Genomic DNA, 20,489 nt, shown 5'->3' on the forward strand with positions numbered 1-20,489 from the left:
GGGCGGGGCGCATGCGCGTGAAGGCGCTCGTGTGAAGCGCCGACCGACGGTCAACGGTGCAGGGCCCACGGCTCAGGGCATCCCGGAGGCTGGAGGCCGCCGGGCGGGTGGCGGTGATCCTGCGCGTGAGGGGGCTCGCATGAAGCGCCGGCCGACGGTCAACGGTGCAGGGCTCATGGCTCAGGGCATCCCGGAGGCTGAGCGCGGCCGGGCGGGCGGCGGTGAGCCTGCGCGTGAGGGGGCTCGCATGAAGCGGCGGCCGGACGACCTGGTGGTGTTCCTGGGGCCCTCGTTGCCCGCGGCGGAGGCGCGGCGGATCGCGCCGTGCACGGTGTTGCCTCCCGCGCGGCAGGGAGATGTGTGGCGGGCGCTGTCGCTCAAGCCCCGGGCGCTGGTGCTGGTGGACGGCGTCTTCGAGGCACAGCCGTCCGTGTGGCACCACGAGCTGCTCGCGGCGATGGAAGCGGGCGTGGCCGTGTTCGGCGGAGGCAGCATGGGCGCGCTGCGCGCCGCGGAGCTGTCCGCGCACGGCATGGTCGGAGTGGGCCGCATCTTCGGCTGGTATCGCGACGGCGTGGCGGTGGATGACTCGGAGGTGGCGCTGCTGCACGCGGACGCGGAACACGGTTGGCGTCCCCTGACCGTGCCCCTGGTGAACGTGCGGCACGCGGCGGAGCGGGCCCTCAATGCGCGCGTGCTGAAGCGCTCCGGTGCACAGGCCCTGGTGGAAGCGGCGGCGGGCGTCTTCTACCAGGAGCGCACGTGGACCCGGATCCGCGAGGCCGTGGAGCCCGCATGGACCCGGCCCGTGCGCGACGCCTGGGACACGTGGTTCGCGGGCGGGGTGGAAGACCTCAAGCGGCTGGACGCCATCGAGTGCGTGCGCACGGGCGCGGAGTTCGTGAACCGGGCGGCTCCGATGCAGCCAGGAGTGCGGCGCAATCCCTCGTCGCTCGTGCGGCGCCGGCGCCTGCTGGAGGACGTGACGCGGGTGGGCTCGCGCACCGTGGGCTCCGGGCGGGTGATGGAGGTGCTGCGGGGCGCGCCCGATGCGGCGGCCTGGGCGGAGGCGGGCCTGCGGCGGGCATTGCTCGCGGGATGGGCGCGTTCGCTGGGCCTCGCCGCGACGGAGGAGGAGATCGCCGCGGAGGAGGCCGCGTGGTGGCAGGAGCGGAAGGTCCGGGCCTCGCGCCGTGAGGCCTTCCTCGCCTCGAACGGACTCGACGGACTGGAGCTGCGCCGGTTGTGTGAGGCCCGGGCGCTGGAGCGTCTGGCCTTGATGCACGCTTCGCGGCTCCTGCCGGATGGCCCCTCCTGGGACGAGGCCCTGGCCGCCGAAGCCCGGCTGGGAGGCCAGTGGGAGCAGGCCGCCCGCGCGTTGGCGGAAGCGGACGATGTTTCGGGCGAAGGCGAATAGCCGTCCGTTGTTTTCACAGGACCGCTGACGAGCCGCGCCCCCGCGCGAAATCCCAGACAGGCCTCCCCCTGTCACGGCCGGACATGTTGATACCTGTTTCACCGCCCCTGGCGACCCTCAGCCTGCCTGGCGGGTTGGACGCCTGTTCAGGTTCAGCCATCCCAGTGCGTCACGAAAAAACGTGACAGCCCCGCAGGGCCAGATAGGGTCAACCCCGGAGGTTGTCCGCATTGAACACCGCTCCCTGGGTGGTTCCGCCAAGTGGGTCCGCGCCGTCATCGGCCGGGCACGCTCGCGGATTGCGGGGAATCCGACCTCCGCGGTGGGGTATGGCAGGGAAGGCATCCTCGTTGGTCTTGAATCCCTGCAAATGGGTCCCGACCTCGCAGGTTGTGTCACGGCTTGAGCCAGGGCCATGACCACGCCGCTCCACCCGGACCAGCTTGAAGTCGGCCACAGCGTCGGCCCCTGGCGAATCGTCAGCTCCCTGGGTGCGGGAGGCTTCGGCCGGGTGTTCAAGGTGGAGCGGGGGGGGAACGTCTACGCGCTGAAGCTCGCGCTGCGCCCGGCGAACCAGCACGCCAGCGATGAAGAGGACGTGGACGGACGGCTCGCGCGAGAAGTGGCGGCACTGCTCGCCTGCGCGCCGCATCCCAACCTGCCGCGAGTGCACGCGGTGGATCGCTGGCCTGGGCCGCCGGACGGCTACCTCTTCCACGTCACTGACTTCGTGGATGGGGAGACGTTCCACGAGTGGCGCTGGCGGGTGAAACCCTCCGCGGCGCACCTGCTGACCGTCTACACGGAGGTCGTGCGAGTGGTGGCGGATCTCCACCGCCGGGGCGTGCACCACCGCGACCTCAAGGCTGACAACCTGCTCATCCGCCGCGCCGATGAGCGGCCCATCCTCATCGATCTGGGCACGGCGCGAATCCCGGGGGCCTCCACGCTGACGGTGGGCGTGGCGCCCGCGTCACCGCACCTGCTCCCGCCCGAGTGCGTGGCGTTCCTGCGCGAGGGCACCTGGAAGTCAGGGGCGAACTTCGACGCAGGCATTCCGGGAGACCTGTATGCGCTGGGAGCGCTGCTCTTCGAGTCCCTGACCGACGGCTACGCCTTCGACCCGCGCCTGCCCTACGACCGGTTGCTGCCAGCCATCGAGACGGTGGTGCCGCGCGCCCCGAAGGTCATCAATCCCAAGGTCCCCTCCAGCCTGTCTGACATCGCGATGCGGCTGCTCTCCAAGCGTCCCGAGGATCGCTACTCGGGGACGGAGACGCTGCTGCAGGCGCTCTGGGATGCGGCCAAGGACAAGCGCCACGCGGACTGGAAGGTCTCGCTGGACGTCCCGGTGGATCCGGATGCGTCCGGCCTGGATCGGGGCGTGGTGCCGCTGTCGCAGTTCTCCGGGAACGCTCCGGAGCCAGCACCCCGCGCTTCGGTTCCGGAGCCATCGGGGCCGTCCACCGCCGTGGCGCCGAAGCGGCGCCGTCATTCTGGGGCGGTGCTCGGCCTGGGGGCACTCCTGCTGGCGTTCTTGATCTTTGGGCTGGTGCGGCTGACTTCGGACCGCCCTCCACCTGCCGTAGCGCCTGTGTCTGAGAAAGGAAGTTCGTTCGTGACCCCAACCCCGAGTCTCCCCGATGCCGCCGTGCTCGCGGTGGCCTCTTCCCCGGATGCCGGAGCTTCCACCGCCGTGGAGCCGACTCCGCCCGAGGTCGCGAGCGCGCCCGTGAACCCCCTGCGTGTGGACGGCGGCGTCATGCGGAAGATCGCCGGAGCGGCTGTAGCGGCCTGCATGGGCGTGTCCTGCGCGGGTGGCAATGCCAACAGCCGCAGGGACGAAAGCGAACCGTGCCCGGCGGGAGCCGCGGAAGCGATGGCAGCGTTGAAGCTCAGCCACCTTCCGATCGAATACTTCTACCTGCAAGACAACCACGAATTTTCGATGGAGGTCCGTGAAGGACCTATCGAGGGCTTTATCCGCACCTCAACGGGGAGAGGGGGGTATTTGAGGAAGGGTTCGAGGGTTCGGGGCCGGGTGGTGTTCAATCCGCAAAACACACGGCTGCTCTTCACGGAGGCGACCCTACCCACAGGGCAGGTCGTCCCCGTCTGCATCGAGTACTACGATGACAACCTCCGGCGCTTCGGTCATGCGCAAGGCCAGCAGGGCTATGAGGGGGACACCGCCACCGTCCGGCACATCCCGGTTCAGTTGCACGGCGTGATGGCGGTCAAACGTCTCAACGTCTACCAGGCGCCAGAGCCATTGCCCTACTAGGACCTGCTCGCACTGACGCCTACTCACGGAGATGGGTCATCGTCGAACGGGGGGCGCGCATGGCGCTCCGTGGTAGAAGGGAGGCCCCGCTCTGCCCCGGTCCGAGGAGCCCTTCCCACCGTGCCCTCCTGCTTGTTCGTCGCGCTTCCGCTTCTTCTCTTGTCGTCCCATGTCCTGGCGGCTCCGCCCATCGGGAAGGAAGCGCACGAGGGAACGCTCCGGATGGAAGTGGGAGCAGAAGTGAGGGGGACGCGTCCCATCCATATCGGGCCTGGGGTCAGCACGACGCTGCTCTTCGATACCGATATCCAACAGGATCAGGTGAGCCTGGAGCCGCGTGCACACTTCGCGCGAGTAAGCACGGGCAGTTCGATTCTCGTGCTTGTTCCATCCAATGACTTGCAACAAGGGGAGACCCTGACGCTTTCTGTTCCCTTCAAGGATGTGGGCTCGACACTTCCCTCAAGGCTGTCATTGCGCTTGGTGGTGGATTCCAGTGCCGTGGACCGGCAGGTGGAAATCTATCGGCGGGCGCGTTCCGCGGCATCACTTCGCGAAGAGGTACAGCAACTGCGCGCGGAGCTGGAGCGCCTGCGACAGGAGCGCGCTTCCCTAGCGGGCGAGGGGAGGGGGGAACAGACGGGTTTTCGGGGGCTCTTGATGGCCACGACGGAATATCCCGGCGTGTTGGCCGCGAGTCCGCAGCAACATTGGAACTGCAGGCAGCCCTGCTCCTTGCTCATCAAGAAAAGCGCGTCGTATTCGTCGGGCAGTCGTCGGGCAGTGCAGTTGTGGGTGACGACAGTCGACAAGAAGCCATGGACCGTCGGGCATGCAGTGCTGGTCGATCGGAAGGGAAAGGAGTGGGTGTCCCTGCCTCCCGCCCAATCTGGGCCCATCACGGCGGAATCCGGCGCGACATTGGTCGTGGAATTCGACGTGAGCAACGGGGACTTGGAAGGCTATCAACTGAAGATTTCGGATGTGGATGGCGCGCGGACGGCGCAGTGGAGTGGCATCCAGTTCCCCTGAACCGGATGTCTTCCTCAGTCCAGGAACCGGCGCTCCCATCTGCGCAGAGCGTCGTTGTCACGGTAACGGCGTGAAACCTCGCGCGCCGCGAACCAGGGCTCCAGGATTCGAGCAAGTTCCCGGTGAGCAGGGAGCACGCGGCCTTCATCCGTGTCGCCAGCATCAGGCTCGGATCCCAAGGTGACCACGGCACGGTCTTCCCCCAGGGCTTGCACGGTCGTCCCGGGTGTCTGAAGACGGGCCGCCAGCGCGGAGAGACCTCCAAGGGCCTCGAGCACCGGTGGACCCAGGAAGTTCATCCAGTGGATGCCCTGGATCTTCTCTCCCACTGAGTATGCGTTGTTGTGTTCATCCGGCACGTCCATACCGGGATGGCGGAGGCCAAGCTGAAACATGTGCTGCATGAGGTCCTCCATCCCCAGCCAGGCATGGAAGGACGGCCCTGCATGGCCGGAGTTGAAGGGCAGGAGCTTCGCCAGTGAAAGAGCAAGCTCTCGAAGCGGACCACTGCCCTGGGACTGGAGAAGATGTGCCGGCAGCCAGAAGGAAACCGCGCAGGTGTGCAGGCCCGGTGCGCGCAGACTCTCCGGTGAATCCAGATCAACGCCCCGGTAGAGGAATTGATAATCGACGAGGCTCCCGTAGCTGTCCCGCAACTGGATGAGGGGCGCTTGATGCGTCAGCAAATCCCTGTGTGCTGATTCGAGTGCGGAGTCATCCAGTTCCCGCCATTCACCTTCCAGGTCGGGGTACCACGTCAGTGCCTGGCGGCCGACAGCATGGAGGTAGGTCCTCAATGCCTGTGAAATCAATGGTGCCAGTTCCCGGTGAGAACGCCGCATGTAGAAGCAGATGCTGAACCCTGCCTTCATGATGACGGAGCCATGTCCGGCAACGACTTCCACGGGGGGGAGGCTCATGGACATCAATAGACTCCCAGGATCGGTGAGACGCGATACGCAGAGGCCTTCAAGGCCTCTTCATACACTTCCCCCTGGCGACGGTTCGCCCAGGGATGCCCTTCGGGGTACTTTCGCCATACGCCTTCCTTGCCAACAGGGCAGGGGAACTTGAAGTCGTAGCTCGCTTCGACGCGAAGTGCGTTTCCAGAGTGGATGACCACATCGGGGACCAGCGTCCCACGGAGACGCCCTGTTCGACCTGAGCGGATCATGGCTTGTTCTTCTACAGAGGTGACCAGTTCCAGGGGGCCAGTATCCCGGTCGTACCGGTAACGCTGTTCCAGGCTGAATCCACCGGGCCGCTCAACGGATAGACGTGCCTGGACGCAGCGAAGGGCTGCCGTGTGCTTCTCCTGGCCCAGTTGCATCGCCCGGGTGATGGGATTCCCATTCGCGTCCGTTCCGACCTGTTCCTCGCACTGCTTCGCCGTCGGCGTCTTTCCGTCGAGGCGCCGCAGGTTCACGTCCCAGTCCGCCTGGTTCGCGCACTCCTTCAGAATCTCATGCAAACGGCCTCGTCCCGCCGCATCCATGGCCCGCAGTGCTCCCGCCACGGAGGCACCGGCCTGGGCCGTGGCGCGAACCCCCGAAGATACGGCCATGTCCGCGCAGTATGCGGGGTTGTTCCGGCATGCGTTCGAACCTGAATCCAACGTCTGTTGATACTCCCGCCGTGACTGCCCACCGCCCGCGGACTGACACCCGGAGAGCAGCAGCCAGCCCAGCAGGGCCGTCGTGTGAGGCATCCGCATGGCCACCGAGCGTGCCAGAATCCCCTCAGCCCCGTCCCTCATGCCGGGTAGGGTGCCGCTCCACACGATGACCTCCGACCCCACGCCCGAATCCCTGCGCTGCGTCCGGGCCGATGCGCGCGAGCCCGAGGGCTACCGTGCCGCCCTCGGCGACACCCGCGCCTCCCTGCTCCACACGGACCCGCCTTATTGCCTGCTCACCCGGCGCCGCAAGGGCGGGGACCTGCGCGACCCCCGCGCGAACAAGAAGATCGACCGCAACCCCATCGTCCGCTTCGAGTCCGTGCGCGACTACCGCGTCTTCTCCGAGGCCTGGCTGTCACGCGCCACGGCGCACCTCACCCCCGACGCGCCCCTCATCATCTGGACCAACCTGCTGGGCAAGGAGCCCATCCTCACCGCCGCGCGCGACCTGGGCTACACCCACCTGCGCGGTGAATACGTCTGGGGCAAGCGCACCACCGACAAGAACGCCAACGAGCAGCTCCTCCGCGTCTACGAAGTGGCCCTCGTCATCGCCCGCACGCCCGCGCCGCCGCTGTCCCCCGCGGACGCCCCCACCGTGTGGGCCGTCGTCGGCGGCTACGACGATGACGCGGAGGCCGTGCAGTGGGGCGGCCACCCGCACCACAAGCCCTTCTCCGTGCTGGAGCCCCTGGTCCGCACCTGGAGCCGCCCCGGCGACACCGTGCTGGATCCGTTCGCCGGCAGCGGCTCCATGCCCTCCGCCGCCCTGCGCCTGGGCCGCCGCCCCGCCTGCATGGAGGTCGAACCCGAGTGGGCCGAGCGCGTCACCCACCGCCTGCGCGACACCGCCCGTCAGATGGCCAGCGCCCGGTAGAAGCGCGTCTCGCTCCACGTGGGCACGTCCGTGGGACGGTGGCCCCACCAGTTCATCACCAGCGTGCGCCGCTCGCGCGAAGGCCCCGGCAGCTTCCCGTCCGGCACCTGGTTGTCCGCGTCCAGCACCCCGTGCGTCAGCGTCCCGTCGAACACCACCAGCCGGTTGGGGCGCGGCGCCACCAGCGTCAAATCCTCCAGCCGGTCCGGCGCGAGCGACGGGTTGGCCTCGGACGGCAACTCCCGCGTCACCGCCAGCGCGCCGCCCCGCACCCGGTTGAGGAACAACACCGACGAGCGCACCGGGTGCACCAGCTTCCCCGTCGCCAATGCCAGCCGCTCATCCCGGTCCTGGTGGAAGTCCACCCGCACGTCCGTGGCCCGCATCCGCGACAGCCACCACTCCACGCCGGCGATGCGCCACCCCTTCGTCACCCGGGGCCGCAGCGTGTGGATGACCTCCTCCACCACGTTCTCCGGAGGCCCGAAGGCGTACCAGAACGTCGTCTGGTACGTGTGACGCAGGCGCTCTCCCTTCAGGTCCCCCACGCGGCGCGACAGCCGGGTGAAGAGGGGCGGGGGCAGGGCGGGCTCGGTGAGCTGGACAATGGATTCCACGATGGATCCGGAGCTTTCCCCCGAACACGAGGTGGGCGCCACCCCCTTTCACCGGTAGGCTTCGCCCCCTCATGAAGCCCCATCAGAAGATGCTCCTCGGTATTTCCATCGGCGCGGCGGCCGGGCTCGTCTGCAACGCCGTGTTCGGGAGCGCGGACTGGCTCACGTGGACCGTCGAGCACGTCACCAATCCCCTGGGGCAGATCTTCATCCGCCTGCTCCTGATGCTCGTCGTGCCGCTGCTGTTCTCCGCGCTCGTCGTCGGCGTGGCGGAGCTGGACCTCAAGCAGGTGGGACGGCTGGGCGCCCGCACGCTGGGCTACACCGTCGTCTTCTCCGTCATCTCCGTGCTCATCGGCCTGCTGCTCGTCAACACGCTGAGGCCCGGTGACGGCCTGAGCGACGAGGCCCGCGCCATGGCCCGCACGGGCACGACCATCAAACCCGCGCCGCCCCCCGGAGACACCTCCGCGGGCGCGCTCTTCATGTCCATGGTGCCCACCAACCCGATGAAGGCCGCGGCGGACGGGGACATGATTGGCCTCATCGTCTTCTCGCTCATCTTCGGTCTGGGCCTGGCGCTCACCCCGGGCGAGCCCGCGCAGCGGCTCAAGGACGTCGTCCAGGGGCTCTACGACGTGATGATGAAGCTCATCGACGGGGTGCTGAAGCTGGCGCCCATCGGCGTGGGCGCGCTCCTGTTCTCCATGACGGCGCGGCTGGGCTTCCACATCCTGGGACAGCTGGCGTCGTACGTGGGCGTGGTGCTGCTGGCGTTGAGCATCCACATGTTCGTCATGTACTCGCTGTCCGTGCGCTTTCTGGGCGGGCGCAACCCGGTGGAGTTCTTCCGCTCCTGCCGGCTCGCCATCGTCACCGCCTTCTCCACGTCGTCCTCCAGCGCCACGCTGCCCACCGCGCTCAAGGTGGCGGAGGAGAACCTCCAGCTGCCGCGCAACGTGTCGCGCTTCGTGCTCACCGCCGGCTCCGCGATGAACCAGAACGGCACCGCGCTCTTTGAAGGCGTCACCGTCCTCTTCCTCGCGCAGGTCTACGGCGTGCAGCTGGGCCTGGGGCAGCAGGCGACCATCATGTTCATCTGCGTGCTGGCGGGCATTGGCACCGCGGGCGTGCCGGCGGGCTCCATCCCCGTCATCGCGATGATCCTCGGCATGTTCCACATCCCCGTGGAGGGGTTGGGGCTCATCCTCGGCGTGGACCGCTTCCTGGACATGTGCCGCACCGTGCTCAACGTCACCGGAGACCTGGCCGCCGCCGTGTACGTGTCGCGCGGCGAGCCCCCCGACCGCCCGGTCGGCGAGGAGGCTGCGGAGTCCCCTACGGCCTGACATGGCGTCACCCCGGTTCCACCTTTGACCGAAGTCCCATCCGCCGTTCCCGAAGCCAAGGAGCTTCCGCCGCATGAAAATCGCCAACGGTCGCGTCGTCGCGCTCGAGTACCGCCTCCACCTGGGGGACGGGCAGGTCATCGACCAGAGCGCCCCGGGCCAGCCGCTCGCCTATCTGCACGGGCACAAGCAGATCGTCCCCGGCCTGGAGGGCGCGCTGGACGGCCTGGGGGTGGGGGAGAGCAAGCAGGTGGTGGTGGCCCCGGAGCAGGGCTACGGCACCCACAACCCGGAGGGCGTGCGCACCGTCCCCCGCTCCATGCTGCCGCCGGGCTTCACGCCCCAGGTGGGCCAGACGCTGATGGCGCAGACGGAGGACGGCAACGTTCCCCTGCGCATCGAGACGGTGAACCCGGACTCCGTCGTGGTGGACTTGAACCACCCGCTCGCCGGCAAGACGCTCCACTTCGATGTCACCGTGCGCGAAGTGCGTGACGCGACGCAGGAAGAACTCACGCACGGCCACGTGCACGGGCCGGGCGGCGCGCACGAGTAAGGCCGCCGGAACGGCACGGAGCGTTTCGTTCCTTCGGGGGGCGTGCACTATCTTGCGCCCCCCATGGCTCCTCCCGTCCCGAACCCCAGCCAGCTCCGCGTCCCCCCGCCCGACCCCGGCGCCGTCCCTGACCAGCCCGGCGCCTCCGCGGCCATGGATCCAGAGCTGTACTGGCGGGAGCACGTCTACCAGGGCGGCGCGCGGCAGCTCACCGTGCGCGCCATCATCGCCGGGATGCTCATTGGCGCGGTGATGTGCCTGTCCAACCTCTACGTCATCCTCAAGACGGGCTGGAGCCTGGGCGTCACCATCACCGCGTGCATCCTGGCCTTCGCGGTGTTCGGCACGCTGCGCTCGCTGAAGGTGCTGCGCCGCGAGTTCACCGACCTGGAGAACAACGCCATGGGCTCCGTGGCGTCCGCCGCGGGCTACATGACGGGCGGCGGCAACATGGCCGCGGTGCCCGCGCTGCTGATGCTCACCGGCACGCTGCCGTCCTCGGGCTGGCTGATGGTGTGGTTCGCCGTCATCTCCGCGCTGGGCGTCTTCGCCGCCATCCCCATCAAGCGCCAGCTCATCAACATTGAAGCGCTCCCGTTCCCCACGGGCACCGCCACCGCGGAGACCATCCGCGCGCTGCACGGCCATGGCGAGGTGGCCCGCCGCAAGTCGCGTCTGCTGGGCCTTGCGGGCCTGGTGGGCGCGCTGCTGGTGCTGGTGCGCGACGCGCGCTTCACCTGGCTGAAGAACCTGCCGGAGAAGGCGAGCCTGCCGTTCACCATCCTGGGACGCGAGGCGGGCAAGTGGTCCCTGTCCTTCGACTTCAGCCTGCTGCTCATTGGCGCGGGCGCGCTGGTGAACTTCCGCACCGGCTGGTCCATGCTCCTGGGCGCCATCCTCAACTACGGCTTCCTCGCGCCGGCCATGGTCTCCCAGGGCGTCATCCCGGAGGTGACGTACAAGGCCATCAACAGCTGGTCGCTGTGGACGGGCTCCGCGGTGCTGGTGTCGTCCGGCCTCTTGTCCTTCGCGTTCCAGTGGAAGAGCGTGGTGCGGTCCTTCTCCGCGCTGGGCGGGCTGGTGGGAATCAAGCCCAAGGAGGGCGCCCGGGAGGATCCGCTGGCGGACATCGAGTGCCCGCCTGCGTGGTTCCCCCTGGGCTTCGCGCTCCTGGGCCCGGTGGCCGTCTTCCTCATGGCCTACCTGTTCCAGATTCCCTGGTGGGCCGGCGTGCTCGCGCTGCCCCTGGCGGTGGTGATGGGCGTCATCGCGTCGCGCGTGACGGGGGAGACGGACACCACGCCCACCAAGGCGCTGGGCCCCGTCACCCAGCTCATCTTCGGCGGCCTGGCACCGGGCAACATCCCCGCCAACGTGATGAGCGCCAACGCCACGGGCGGCGTGGGGTTGCACTCGGCGGACCTGCTCACGGACCTCAAGTCCGGGTGGCTGCTGGGCGCGTCGCCGCGTCAGCAGTTCTTCGCGCAGTTGTTCGGCGTGGCCGCGGGCGCCATGGTGGTGGTGCCCATCTTCAAGCTGCTGGTGCCCACCGCGGACGTGCTGGGCACGGAGCAGTTCCCCGCGCCCGCCTCCATGGTGTGGGCCGGCGTGTCGAAGATGCTCGCCTCGGGCGTGTCCGCGCTGCACCCCACCGCGCGCGTGGGCGCCCTGTGCGGCGCGCTGCTGGGCATCACGCTGGTGCTCCTGGAGCGCTGGGCTCCGCCGAAGGTGAAGGCCTTCATCCCCAGCGCGTCCGGCCTGGGGCTGGCCATCGTCATCCCCGGCTCCAGCTCCATCAGCCTCTTCGTGGGCGCGGGGCTGGCGGCGCTCCTCCGGCGCGTGAAGCCGAAGCTCGCGGAGGACGCGGTGCTGCCCGTCTCCTCCGGCTTCATCGCGGGCGAAAGCCTCCTGGGCATCGCCATCGCGATGGTGAAGGCCTTCGGCTTCATGCCGAAGTAGCGGCGCTTCAGTCCACCTTGCTGGTGGCCCAGGACAGGCCCGCGACGAAGCGGAAGGTGGGCGTGTCGAACCCCGCGCCCACGCCCGGCCCGCCCATCACATACAGGTCCAGGCTGGACAGGGCGTGGCGGCGGATGGCGATGAGCAGCTCCGCCCCCACGCGGCCTCCGTTCAGCGGGATGCCCGAGATGACACTCACCTCGCCGCGCGTCAGCTCTCCTTGGAGCGACGTCACCGTGGCACCCAATCGCAGCTCATTGCCCGCGACGTCGCGCGGGTCATAGGACACGGGGCCCAGGTCCTGGCGCTTGCGCAGGAACACGCCGGCCTCGCCGCCCACCTGGAAGCCCTCGCCCACGTAGCCCAATTGCAGACGCGGCTGCCAGGCGTAGTCCTCGTGCGCCAGGGCCTCGCGGCTGCCCACCGGCAGCCCCGCGGTCAGCCCCACCGACACGTTGATGGGAGCGCCCTTCGTCTGGCGGAGCAGCGCCGCCCGGGCCGTCAGCCATGGCGTGGCGATGCCTCCGGACTTCGGCCCGAAGTACTCCAGCGTGGGCTTCCCTCCCTGGCTGATGACGAAGGGCAGCTCCGCCCCCACCTCCAGCCACGACAGCACGCCCAAGCCCACCGTGAGATGGGCGCTCATCTTGTTCTCGACCAGGCCCGTGCCCTCGCCGGGCTCCCACCGTGTCTGGAAATGCAGGGGCAGCTGCTCGTAGTGGTAGTTCAATGCCACCCGCAGTTGCCCCGCCCCCAGCGTCCGGCCCGTCCCGACCACCAGCGAGCCGAGGGCCGCCGGGTCCAGGCGCAACCGTTGCAGGTCAAACATGGGCAACGGGCTCTTGGGGCCGCTTTCCAGGGCGTGGGCGGAGAGGGGAAGGGACAGCAGGGCGGCGGCGAGGACCGAGGCCGGACGGAACACGTGACGACTCCCAGGCGGAGGGACGCGGACTCTAGCCAGAGTCCCCCGTTCCGAAAATCATGCACCGGGGCCGCGAAACGATGATTGCCCCACGCAAATACCGCCGCGTCAGGCCGTGCCGGCCGCCAGGTCCTGCAATTCCTGCCATCGCTTATAGAGCCGGTCCACCTCGGCGGTGGTGGCCTCCAGGGCCTGGTTGACCTCCGCGACCTTGGAGCCCTGGCTGTAGACGGCGGGGTCGGCCAGCTTCGCCTCCAGCTCCGCCTTGCGCTTCTCCGCGGCCTCGATGGTGGCCTCCATGCCGTCCAGCTCGCGCTGGTCCTTGTAGGAGAGCTTCGCGGCCTTCTTCTGCGCGGGCTTCGCGGCGGGCTCCTCGCGGGGCTCGTCCTTCTTCGGCTCGTCCCTCTTCGCGGAGGCGGCGGCCTTGAGCGCGGCGGCCTTCGACTGCTCGCGCAGCCGCTTGTACATGTCGTAGTTGCCCTCGTAGCGGGTGACCTTGCCCTCGCCGTCGAAGGAGAGGATGGCGGTGGCCACCTTGTCGAGGAAGTACCGGTCGTGCGTCACCAGCAGCGTGCTGCCGGCGAAGTCCAGGAGCAGCCGCTCCAGGATGTTGAGCGTGACGATGTCCAGGTCGTTGGTGGGCTCGTCCAGCACCAGCACGTTGGCGCCTTCCAGGAACAGCCGCGCCAGGAGCAGCCGGTTGCGCTCGCCGCCGGACAGCGCGCCCACCTTCATGCGCTGCATGGGCACCGGGAAGAGCAGGTCCTCCAGGTAGTCGCGCAGGGCCACCTTCCGGTCCGCCAGCTCCACGTGGTCCTCGCCGTTGGAGGCCGCGTCGTACACCGTCTGGTCCGGGTCCAGCTGGGCGCGCTGCTGATCGTAGTAGGCGACCTTGGTGTTCTTCCCGATGACGAGCTTCCCGCCGTCCGCCGGAATCTCCCCCAGCATCACGCGCAGGAAGGTCGTCTTGCCCACGCCGTTGGGCCCCAGGAAGCCCACGCGCTCGCCGCGCTGGAGGCGGAAGTCCACCCCGTCCAGCACCTTGCGGTCACCGAAGGACTTCTTCAGGCCTTCCGCCTCGATGACGGTGTGGCCCAGCCGGGGCGCCGCCACCACTTTCAGGTCCGCCACCTTGGGGCGCTGGAAGCCCTTCTCCGCCAGCAGCTTCTGCGCCCGTTCGATGCGCGCCTTGCTCTTGGTGCGCCGCGCTTCCGGGCCCTTGCGCAGCCACGCCACTTCCTGGGCAATCCACCGGCCGCGCTTGTGCTCCGCCGTCTCCGCGTTCTCCTGGGCCACGAGCTTCTGCTCCACGTAGGCCGCGTAGTTGCCGGGGTAGGAGATGAGGCCGCCGCCGGGCTGGATTTCGACGATGCGGTCCACCAGGTCGTCCAGGAAGTAGCGGTCGTGCGTGACGAGCAGGAGCGCCCCGGGCAGCTTGTCCAGTTCGTCCTCCAGCCAGTCCACGGTGTCCGCGTCCAGGTGGTTGGTGGGCTCGTCCAGGAGCAGCAGGTCCGGGCGCGTGAGCAGCGCGCGGGCAATGGCCACGCGCTTGCGCAGGCCGCCGGACAGCTGCGCCACCGGCCGGTCCCAGTCCTTCACGCCCAGCCGGTCCAGCAGCGTCTTCGCGTGGTGCTCCGTGTCCCAGCCGCCCGCCTGTTCGATGCGGTCGCTCAGCGCGGACAGCTGCTCCATCATCTTCTGGGTGGCGTGGGCGGGGTCCGCCTCCAGCTTCCGGGACAGCTCCGCGTGCGCATCCAGCGCTTCCTTCAGCGGCGCCTGCGACACGGCGAGCTCGCTCTGCACCGTGGCGCCTTCGGGGAACTCCGGCTCCTGGGGCAGGTAGGTGACACGAGCGCCCCGGCGCAGCTGCAGCTCGCCCAGGTCCGGCCTGGCCGCGCCGGCCAATATCTTCATCAGCGACGACTTGCCGGAGCCGTTGACGCCGACCAGGCCCACGCGCTCGCCCTCCTCGATGGTGAAGGTGAGGCCCTCGAAGACGGTGCGGCTGCCGAAGGCGAGCTGGACGTTGGCGGCGCGAAGCAGCGTCACGGGAAGGAACCTTTCGAAAGGGGGACGGAAGAAAGCGAAAGGGCGCCCCCCACTTGAAGCGGGGAGCGCCCTTCCTACAGCCAGTGCGGCGTGGGCACCCGGACTACTTGCGGGCAGCCTGCTCCGCGGCCTGCTTCTCCTTGTACTGCGCCATCAGGGCCTCCGCCTCGTTGCGGGGCACCGGCGAGTACTTGGCGAACTCCATCGTGAACTCGCCCTTGCCCTGGGTCGCGGAGCGCAGGTCGGTGGAGTAGCCGAACATCGTGTTCAGCGGCACTTCCGCCACGGCCGTGACGTAGCCTTCCGCCGTGCCCGTCTCCATGATGGTGCCGCGGCGCTGGTTCAGCTGGCCGACGACGGAACCCTGGAAGTCTTCCGGAGCCGTGACTTCGACCTTCATGATCGGCTCGAGGATGATCGGCTTGGCGGCGGCGTAGCCTTCACGGAAGCCCATGATGGCGGCCGTCTTGAAGGCCATTTCGGACGAGTCCACCGCGTGGAACGCGCCGTCGTTGATGACCACGCGCAGGCCCACCACGGGGAAGCCGATGAGGCTGCCCTTCTTCACGGCCTCGGCGAAGCCCTTGTCGCACGCGGGGATGAACTCGCGCGGGATGGAGCCACCGACGATGTCGTCCACGAACTCGTACTGCTGCACGGCGTCCGAGGGCAGGGGCTCCACGTAGCCGCACACGCGCGCGAACTGACCGGAACCACCGGTCTGCTTCTTGTGCGTGTAGGCGAACTCGCCCTTCTGGGAGATGGTCTCGCGGTACGCCACCTGGGGCTTGCCGGCGACCACTTCGCAGTCGTACTCGCGCTTCATGCGCTCGATGTAGATCTCCAGGTGCAGCTCGCCCATGCCGCTGATGATGGTCTGCGCGGACTCTTCGTCACGGTGCACGCGGAAGGTGGGGTCTTCCTTGTGGAAGCGGTTGAGCGCCTTGGAGAAGTTGGTCAGCTTGTCGCGGTTCTTCGGCGTCACCGCCAGCGAGATGACCGCGTCCGGCACGAACATGGACGTCATCGTGTAGTTCACGGTGCCGTCGGTGAACGTGTCGCCGGAGGCGCACTCGATGCCGAACAGCGCGACGATGTCGCCGGCCGTGGCCTCGTTCACGTCGTGCATTTCCGACGCGTGCATGCGGACGATGCGGGGAACCTTGACCTTCTTCTGGTTCACCTGGTTGAAGATGAAGTCACCCTTGCTCACCTTGCCCTGGTAGATGCGCATGTAGGTGAGCTGGCCGTAGCGGCCGTCTTCCAGCTTGAACGCCAGACCGACGAACGGCTTGGCCGGGTCCGACTCCAGGATGACCTTGGCCTCGTTGTTCTTCTGGTCGAGGGCCTCGTTGGTCGCTTCCTTGGGGTTGGGCAGGTAGCTGCACACCGCGTTCAGGAGCAGCTGCACGCCCTTGTTCTTGTACGCGGAGCCGCACATCACCGGCGTCATCTTCAGCGCGATGGTCGCCCGGCGCACGGCCGCGCGGAGCTGCTCCTCGTTGATGGCGCCCGGGTCCATGAGGAACGCCTCGCCCAGCTCGTCGTCGACGTTGGCGATGCCCTCGATCATCTCGTCGCGGCGCAGCTTCGCCTCGTCGAGCATGTCCGCGGGGATGGCCTCCTCGCGCACGTTCTCGCCGTTCTCACCATCGAAGTAGAACGCCTTCATGGAGAGCAGGTCGATGAGGCCCTGGAAGCGGTCCTCCGCGCCGATGGGGTACTGGAGCTTCACCGCGTGGTGGCCCAGCTTCTCCTTCAGCTGCGCGGCGACGCGGTCGTAGTTCGCGCCCGAGCGGTCCATCTTGTTGATGAACGCGATACGCGGAACCTTGTACCGCTTCATCTGGCGGTCCACCGTGATGGACTGCGACTGCACGCCCGACACGGAGCAGAGCACCAGGATGGCACCGTCGAGGACGCGGAGCGCGCGCTCCACCTCGATGGTGAAGTCCACGTGTCCCGGGGTGTCGATCAGGTTGATGTTGAAGTCGCCCCACATCGCGTACGTGGCGGCGGACTGGATGGTGATGCCCTTCTCACGCTCCAGGTCCATCGAGTCCATGATCGCGCCCACGCCGTCCTTGCCGCGGACCTCGTGGATCTCGTGGATCTTGCCCGTGTAGAACAGGATGCGCTCGGAGAGCGTCGTCTTGCCCGAGTCGATGTGGGCAGAGATACCGATGTTACGAATCTTCTCGATGGGTACGTTGGAGGCCACGATCCGGTCCTTCTTCGATTGAAAAAATTGCCTGAGGGAACAGAGCAGGCGGGGCCCTTACTTCCCACAGGCCCCAGTTACCAGACAAATCCGCATGACGTAGGGCGTACATCCGCCTACGTTCCGCTGTCCCCGTTCCGACTGAGGTCTCATAACAATGAGCGCGAGCGAAAACTTCTCCCTGGCCCGTGCATGGCTCAAAGCCTTCAACGCCCACGACGTCACGGCCCTGGTTGCCCTGTACGCGGAGGATGCAACACACACCTCGCCCAAGATTCGCGTCCTGCACCCGGAGACGGGCGGGCGCCTGGTGGGCCGGCCGGCCCTGGAGCGGTGGTGGAGGGACGCCATCGCCCGGCTGCCGGGCCTGCGCTACGAGGAGACGGCCCTCACGGCGGACGGGGACCGGGTGTTCATGGAGTACCTGCGCCACGCGCCCAATGAGGCCCCCCTGCCGGTGGCGGAGGTGCTGGAAGTGAAGGGCGGGCGCATCGTCGCGTCGCGCGTCTACCACGGCTAAGGTGCCCTCCATGGCGACCCCTCCCAACTTCGACCGGGACTTCGGATACCTGGTGCCCTTCATGGACAAGGTGGCGGCGGCCGCCTCGGAACTGCCGGACGCGTCCGCCCGCGAGGAGCTGGTGCGGCTGATGGCGGAGGAGAAGGTCCGCTGGGCGCGCATCCGGGAGCTGCTCCAGGGCGCGTCGGGAAGCCGCGTCGCTTCCAAGGGGCCCGCCCAGAAGGCTCCGGCGCAGGCCTCCGCGCAGCCGTCCGCCGCGCCCCCGCTGGCCCGCGTGTCCGCGGACGGGGTGAACCGGGTGGCCCAACGCGAGTCGGGCTTCACGGTGGGCAGCCTCAAGAACTCGCGCTAGCGGACGCGGGGGGGCGGCGCGGTCCGGAGCCTAGGCGCTGCTGACGCGCACCTGGTCCAACGCGTCGTAGGTGGCGGCCTTGTAGGCCTCCGACAGCGTCGGGTAGTTGAAGCAGGTCTCCACGAAGAGCTGCGCGGTGGCGCCGGTGAGCAGCGCGGTGAGCCCCACGTGCACCAGCTCCGAGGCCTGCTCCCCCAGCACGTGCACACCCAGGAGCTTCATGTCGTCGCGGTGGAAGAGCAGCTTCAGCATGCCCTGCCGCTCCCCGATGATCTGCCCGCGCGGGTTGGTTTCGAAGGTGGCGCGGCCGACGACGTAGGGGATGCTGCGCGCGCGCAGGGACTCCTCCGTGTCGCCGGCCATGGACACCTCCGGGATGGTGTAGATGCCGTAGGGCAGGATGGGCGTGAGCGTGCGCTTGCCCGGGCCGAAGGCGTGCTCCACCGCGATGCGGGCCTGCTCCATGGACGTGGAGGCCAGCGCGGGGAAGCCGATGACGTCCCCCACCGCGTAGATGTGCGGCACGGCCGTCTGGTACGCGAGCCCCACTTCAATCTGCCCGCGCTTGCCCTGCTTCACGCCCAGCGCCTCGATGCCCAGGCCCGCGGTGTTCGACGTGCGGCCGGAGGCGACCAGCACCTGATCCGCCTCCAGCACCTCGCCCGTGGACAGCTTCAGGCGGATGGGCTCCTCGTGCGACTCCGGGACGTGCGCGGACTCCACCGTCTGGCCCAGGCGCAGCCGCACGCCCAGCGTCTCCATGCAGTCGCGCAGCAACTGGCCAATCTCCGCGTCCAGGAAGGCCAGGAGGTCGTTCTTCACCTCCACCAGCGTCACCGGGATGCCCAGCGCGGCGAACATGCACGCGTACTCGCAGCCGATGACGCCGCCGCCCACCACCACCAGCGTGCGGGGCAGGGTGGTGATGTCCAGGATTTCATCCGAGTCGTGCACGCGCGGATCGCCAAAGGGGTACATCGGCGGGCGGTAGGGCGTGGAGCCAGTGGCGATGAGGACGGTCCCGGCACTGAGCTTCGCGACCTCCGCGCCGTCGCGCTTCACCGCGACGGTGTGCGCGTCCAGGAAGGAACCCGCGCCCTGGAACACCGTCACGCCGTGGCGCTGGAGGTTCTTGTGGATGCGCTCGCGCTCCATCTGCTTCACGCGGCGTTCGCGGAAGAGGAAGTCGGAGACGGTGGCCTCGTGGCGCAGCGTCGCGTCCACGCTGTAGAGGCCGCGCGCCTTGAAGCCGGACAGGTGCAGCGCCGTCTCGCGCAGCGTCTTGGAGGGAAGGGTGCCGGTGTTGGCCGCGGTGCCGCCGAGCACCGGCTCCCGCTCCACCACCGCCACCCGCTTGCCCGCGAGCGAAGCCTGTACCGCGCCCCATTCACCCGCGGGGCCAGAGCCGATGACCACCAGGTCGAAGTCCGCCATGGGCCGCACCCTAACCCCACCCCGGGGGGCCAGGGCACCCGGAAGTCAGCCCCGGCCAGATGTTCCTCGTGCCTCCTCGGAGGCCGAGGCCCGGGCGTGCGCTCAGGCGTCCTCGGACTCACTCGGGGCGCCGTCGGGCGCACGGCCGTTGTAGTAGAGCTTCTCGCGGACCTCCGCGTCGCTGAGCAGCCGGAAGCCGCTCTCTGGCAGGCCCTCCAGCGTGATGTCTCCCACGGCCTCCCGGTGGAGCGCGCGGGCGGGCAGCCCCACGGCGCCCAGCATGCGCTTCACCTGGTGGTGGCGGCCTTCGGTGAGCGTCACCTCCACCGTGTGCTCATCGCGCACGCGCACGACGGCGGGGCGGGCGAGGCCGTCATCCAGCATCATCCCCTGGCGCAGCGGCTCCACCTTCGCGTCGTCCGCGACGCTGAACACCGTGGCCACGTAGCGCTTGGGCAGGTTCGTCTCCGGGGACGTGCAGTGGGCCACCAGCTTGTCGTCGTTGGTGAAGAGCAGGAGCCCCGTGGTGTCCACGTCCAGCCGGCCCACGGCGTGCCAGCTGAAGCGGTTGAGCTCCAGGGGCAGCTGGGGCAGGAGCACCTCGAACACCGTGCCCGTGCGGTGCTGGCGCGCGGTGGAGGTCAGCACGCCCGCGGGCTTGTGGAAGGCCAGCACGTGCGTGGGCACCACCTTGCGCACCGGCAGCCCGTCCACCTTGATGACGGCGTCCGGCGGCACGGGCGTCAGGGGCGTGGTCGCCACGCGGCCGTTGACGCTCACGCGGCCCGCCTTGATGGCGGCCTCCGCTTCGTCCTGGGGCATGGCACCCGCGCGGGCGAGCGCGCGGGAAAGCCAGTCCGGCTTCTCCTTGCCCTCCCAGCGGTTGGGGCGGGGCGGGGACTTGGGGGGCCGTTCGGGCTTGCGAGGCATGGGCGCGGCACCATAGCCGCGCTCAGGCGGCGGCGTGCTGGGAGTTAGTGCCGGACCGGTTCGTCCGGATCGTCGCCCTCGGCGGAGCCCGGCGTCGGGCCCGGTTCGTCGCCGTTCGCCATGCGGTGGGACTCCTCCTCCAGCCCGCCGTCCTCCGCCGTCCCGGGCGTGCGGCCGGGCTCCTCGAAAACCTCCTCGTCGGGCGGCGCCTGACGGCCAGGGCCGGGCTCGCTGCCTCCCACGATCATCGACTCATAGGGCATGTGGTTCACGCGGTGCTCCTTCCCGAAGG

General features: G+C 68.8%; 18 protein-coding genes. 9 read left to right on the forward strand and 9 right to left on the reverse strand.

The features are described 5' to 3' along the window. The first annotated feature begins 247 nt into the window (after nt 1-247). The 3 genes from D7W81_RS10160 (at nt 248) to D7W81_RS10170 (ending at nt 4,733) form a co-directional block, all read left to right on the forward strand. A complete protein-coding gene (locus D7W81_RS10160; protein ID WP_120555146.1) occupies nt 248-1,417 on the forward strand; it encodes a TfuA-like protein in 1,170 nt (389 codons plus the stop codon). Nucleotides 1,418-1,832: 415 nt separating this feature from the next. Beyond that, on the forward strand, nt 1,833-3,701 hold the full coding sequence (locus D7W81_RS10165; protein WP_120555147.1) for a serine/threonine protein kinase: 1,869 nt from the start codon (nt 1,833-1,835) through the stop codon (nt 3,699-3,701). Between the two features lie 120 nt (nt 3,702-3,821). Then, a complete protein-coding gene (locus D7W81_RS10170) occupies nt 3,822-4,733 on the forward strand; it encodes a DUF2381 family protein (protein WP_158621532.1) in 912 nt (303 codons plus the stop codon). Nucleotides 4,734-4,747: 14 nt separating this feature from the next. On the opposite strand, the gene D7W81_RS10175 is transcribed toward D7W81_RS10170, so the two are convergent. Beyond that, nucleotides 4,748-5,638, reverse strand: a complete 891-nt coding sequence (locus tag D7W81_RS10175; protein WP_158621534.1) for a type VI immunity family protein — start codon at nt 5,636-5,638, stop codon at nt 4,748-4,750. A 20-nt stretch (nt 5,639-5,658) separates the two neighbouring features. Next, nucleotides 5,659-6,249, reverse strand: a complete 591-nt coding sequence (locus tag D7W81_RS41905) for a hypothetical protein (protein ID WP_147445417.1) — start codon at nt 6,247-6,249, stop codon at nt 5,659-5,661. A 265-nt stretch (nt 6,250-6,514) separates the two neighbouring features. On the opposite strand from D7W81_RS41905, the gene D7W81_RS10180 reads away from it, so the two are divergent. Next, complete coding sequence (locus D7W81_RS10180) at nt 6,515-7,288, forward strand: DNA-methyltransferase (protein ID WP_120555170.1); 774 nt, start codon at nt 6,515-6,517, stop codon at nt 7,286-7,288. Here the strand turns inward: D7W81_RS10180 and D7W81_RS10185 are convergent. Continuing rightward, on the reverse strand, nt 7,267-7,905 hold the full coding sequence (locus D7W81_RS10185) for a 2OG-Fe(II) oxygenase (RefSeq protein WP_120555171.1): 639 nt from the start codon (nt 7,903-7,905) through the stop codon (nt 7,267-7,269). The two genes, D7W81_RS10180 and D7W81_RS10185, sit on opposite strands and share 22 nt — an antisense overlap. Before the next feature lie 71 nt (nt 7,906-7,976). Here D7W81_RS10185 and D7W81_RS10190 point away from each other — a divergent pair, with 71 nt between their 5' ends. From D7W81_RS10190 to D7W81_RS10200, 3 genes are all read left to right on the forward strand, one after another. Next, nucleotides 7,977-9,254, forward strand: a complete 1,278-nt coding sequence (locus tag D7W81_RS10190) for a dicarboxylate/amino acid:cation symporter (protein ID WP_120555150.1) — start codon at nt 7,977-7,979, stop codon at nt 9,252-9,254. A 73-nt stretch (nt 9,255-9,327) separates the two neighbouring features. Then, the gene (locus D7W81_RS10195; RefSeq protein WP_120555151.1) at nt 9,328-9,810 is read left to right on the forward strand and encodes an FKBP-type peptidyl-prolyl cis-trans isomerase; all 483 of its coding nucleotides are present in this window, start codon (nt 9,328-9,330) and stop codon (nt 9,808-9,810) included. A 63-nt stretch (nt 9,811-9,873) separates the two neighbouring features. Further along, nucleotides 9,874-11,769, forward strand: a complete 1,896-nt coding sequence (locus D7W81_RS10200) for an OPT family oligopeptide transporter (RefSeq protein WP_120555152.1) — start codon at nt 9,874-9,876, stop codon at nt 11,767-11,769. Nucleotides 11,770-11,776: 7 nt separating this feature from the next. Here the strand turns inward: D7W81_RS10200 and D7W81_RS10205 are convergent, their stop codons facing one another. From D7W81_RS10205 to fusA, 3 genes are all read right to left on the reverse strand, one after another. Next, a complete protein-coding gene (locus tag D7W81_RS10205) occupies nt 11,777-12,598 on the reverse strand; it encodes a flagellar motor protein MotB (RefSeq protein WP_244227116.1) in 822 nt (273 codons plus the stop codon). A 201-nt stretch (nt 12,599-12,799) separates the two neighbouring features. Beyond that, a complete protein-coding gene (locus D7W81_RS10210; RefSeq protein WP_120555154.1) occupies nt 12,800-14,740 on the reverse strand; it encodes an ABC-F family ATP-binding cassette domain-containing protein in 1,941 nt (646 codons plus the stop codon). A gap of 103 nt (nt 14,741-14,843) precedes the next feature. After that, complete coding sequence (fusA, locus tag D7W81_RS10215; protein WP_120555155.1) at nt 14,844-16,961, reverse strand: elongation factor G; 2,118 nt, start codon at nt 16,959-16,961, stop codon at nt 14,844-14,846. A 157-nt stretch (nt 16,962-17,118) separates the two neighbouring features. Between fusA and D7W81_RS10220 the strand changes: the two genes are divergently transcribed. Next, nucleotides 17,119-17,481 (forward strand): nuclear transport factor 2 family protein, encoded by a 363-nt coding sequence (locus tag D7W81_RS10220; protein WP_120528677.1) that lies wholly within the window; start codon nt 17,119-17,121, stop codon nt 17,479-17,481. 10 nt (nt 17,482-17,491) lie between these two features. Next, nucleotides 17,492-17,833, forward strand: a complete 342-nt coding sequence (gene encD, locus D7W81_RS10225; RefSeq protein WP_120555156.1) for an encapsulin nanocompartment cargo ferric reductase EncD — start codon at nt 17,492-17,494, stop codon at nt 17,831-17,833. Nucleotides 17,834-17,863: 30 nt separating this feature from the next. On the opposite strand, the gene sthA is transcribed toward encD, so the two are convergent. The 3 genes from sthA to D7W81_RS10240 form a co-directional block, all read right to left on the reverse strand. Beyond that, a complete protein-coding gene (gene sthA / locus D7W81_RS10230) occupies nt 17,864-19,267 on the reverse strand; it encodes a Si-specific NAD(P)(+) transhydrogenase (protein WP_120555157.1) in 1,404 nt (467 codons plus the stop codon). A gap of 102 nt (nt 19,268-19,369) precedes the next feature. Next, nucleotides 19,370-20,197 carry a pseudouridine synthase gene (locus D7W81_RS10235; RefSeq protein ID WP_120555158.1) on the reverse strand — a complete coding sequence of 276 codons (828 nt, stop codon included), beginning with the start codon at nt 20,195-20,197 and terminating at the stop codon, nt 19,370-19,372. A 44-nt stretch (nt 20,198-20,241) separates the two neighbouring features. Continuing rightward, entirely contained in the window at nt 20,242-20,469 is a 228-nt protein-coding gene (locus D7W81_RS10240) for a hypothetical protein (protein ID WP_438503355.1), read from the reverse strand. Between the last annotated feature and the right edge of the window lie 20 nt (nt 20,470-20,489).

This window comes from Corallococcus aberystwythensis, assembly GCF_003612165.1.
GTDB lineage: Bacteria > Myxococcota > Myxococcia > Myxococcales > Myxococcaceae > Corallococcus > Corallococcus aberystwythensis.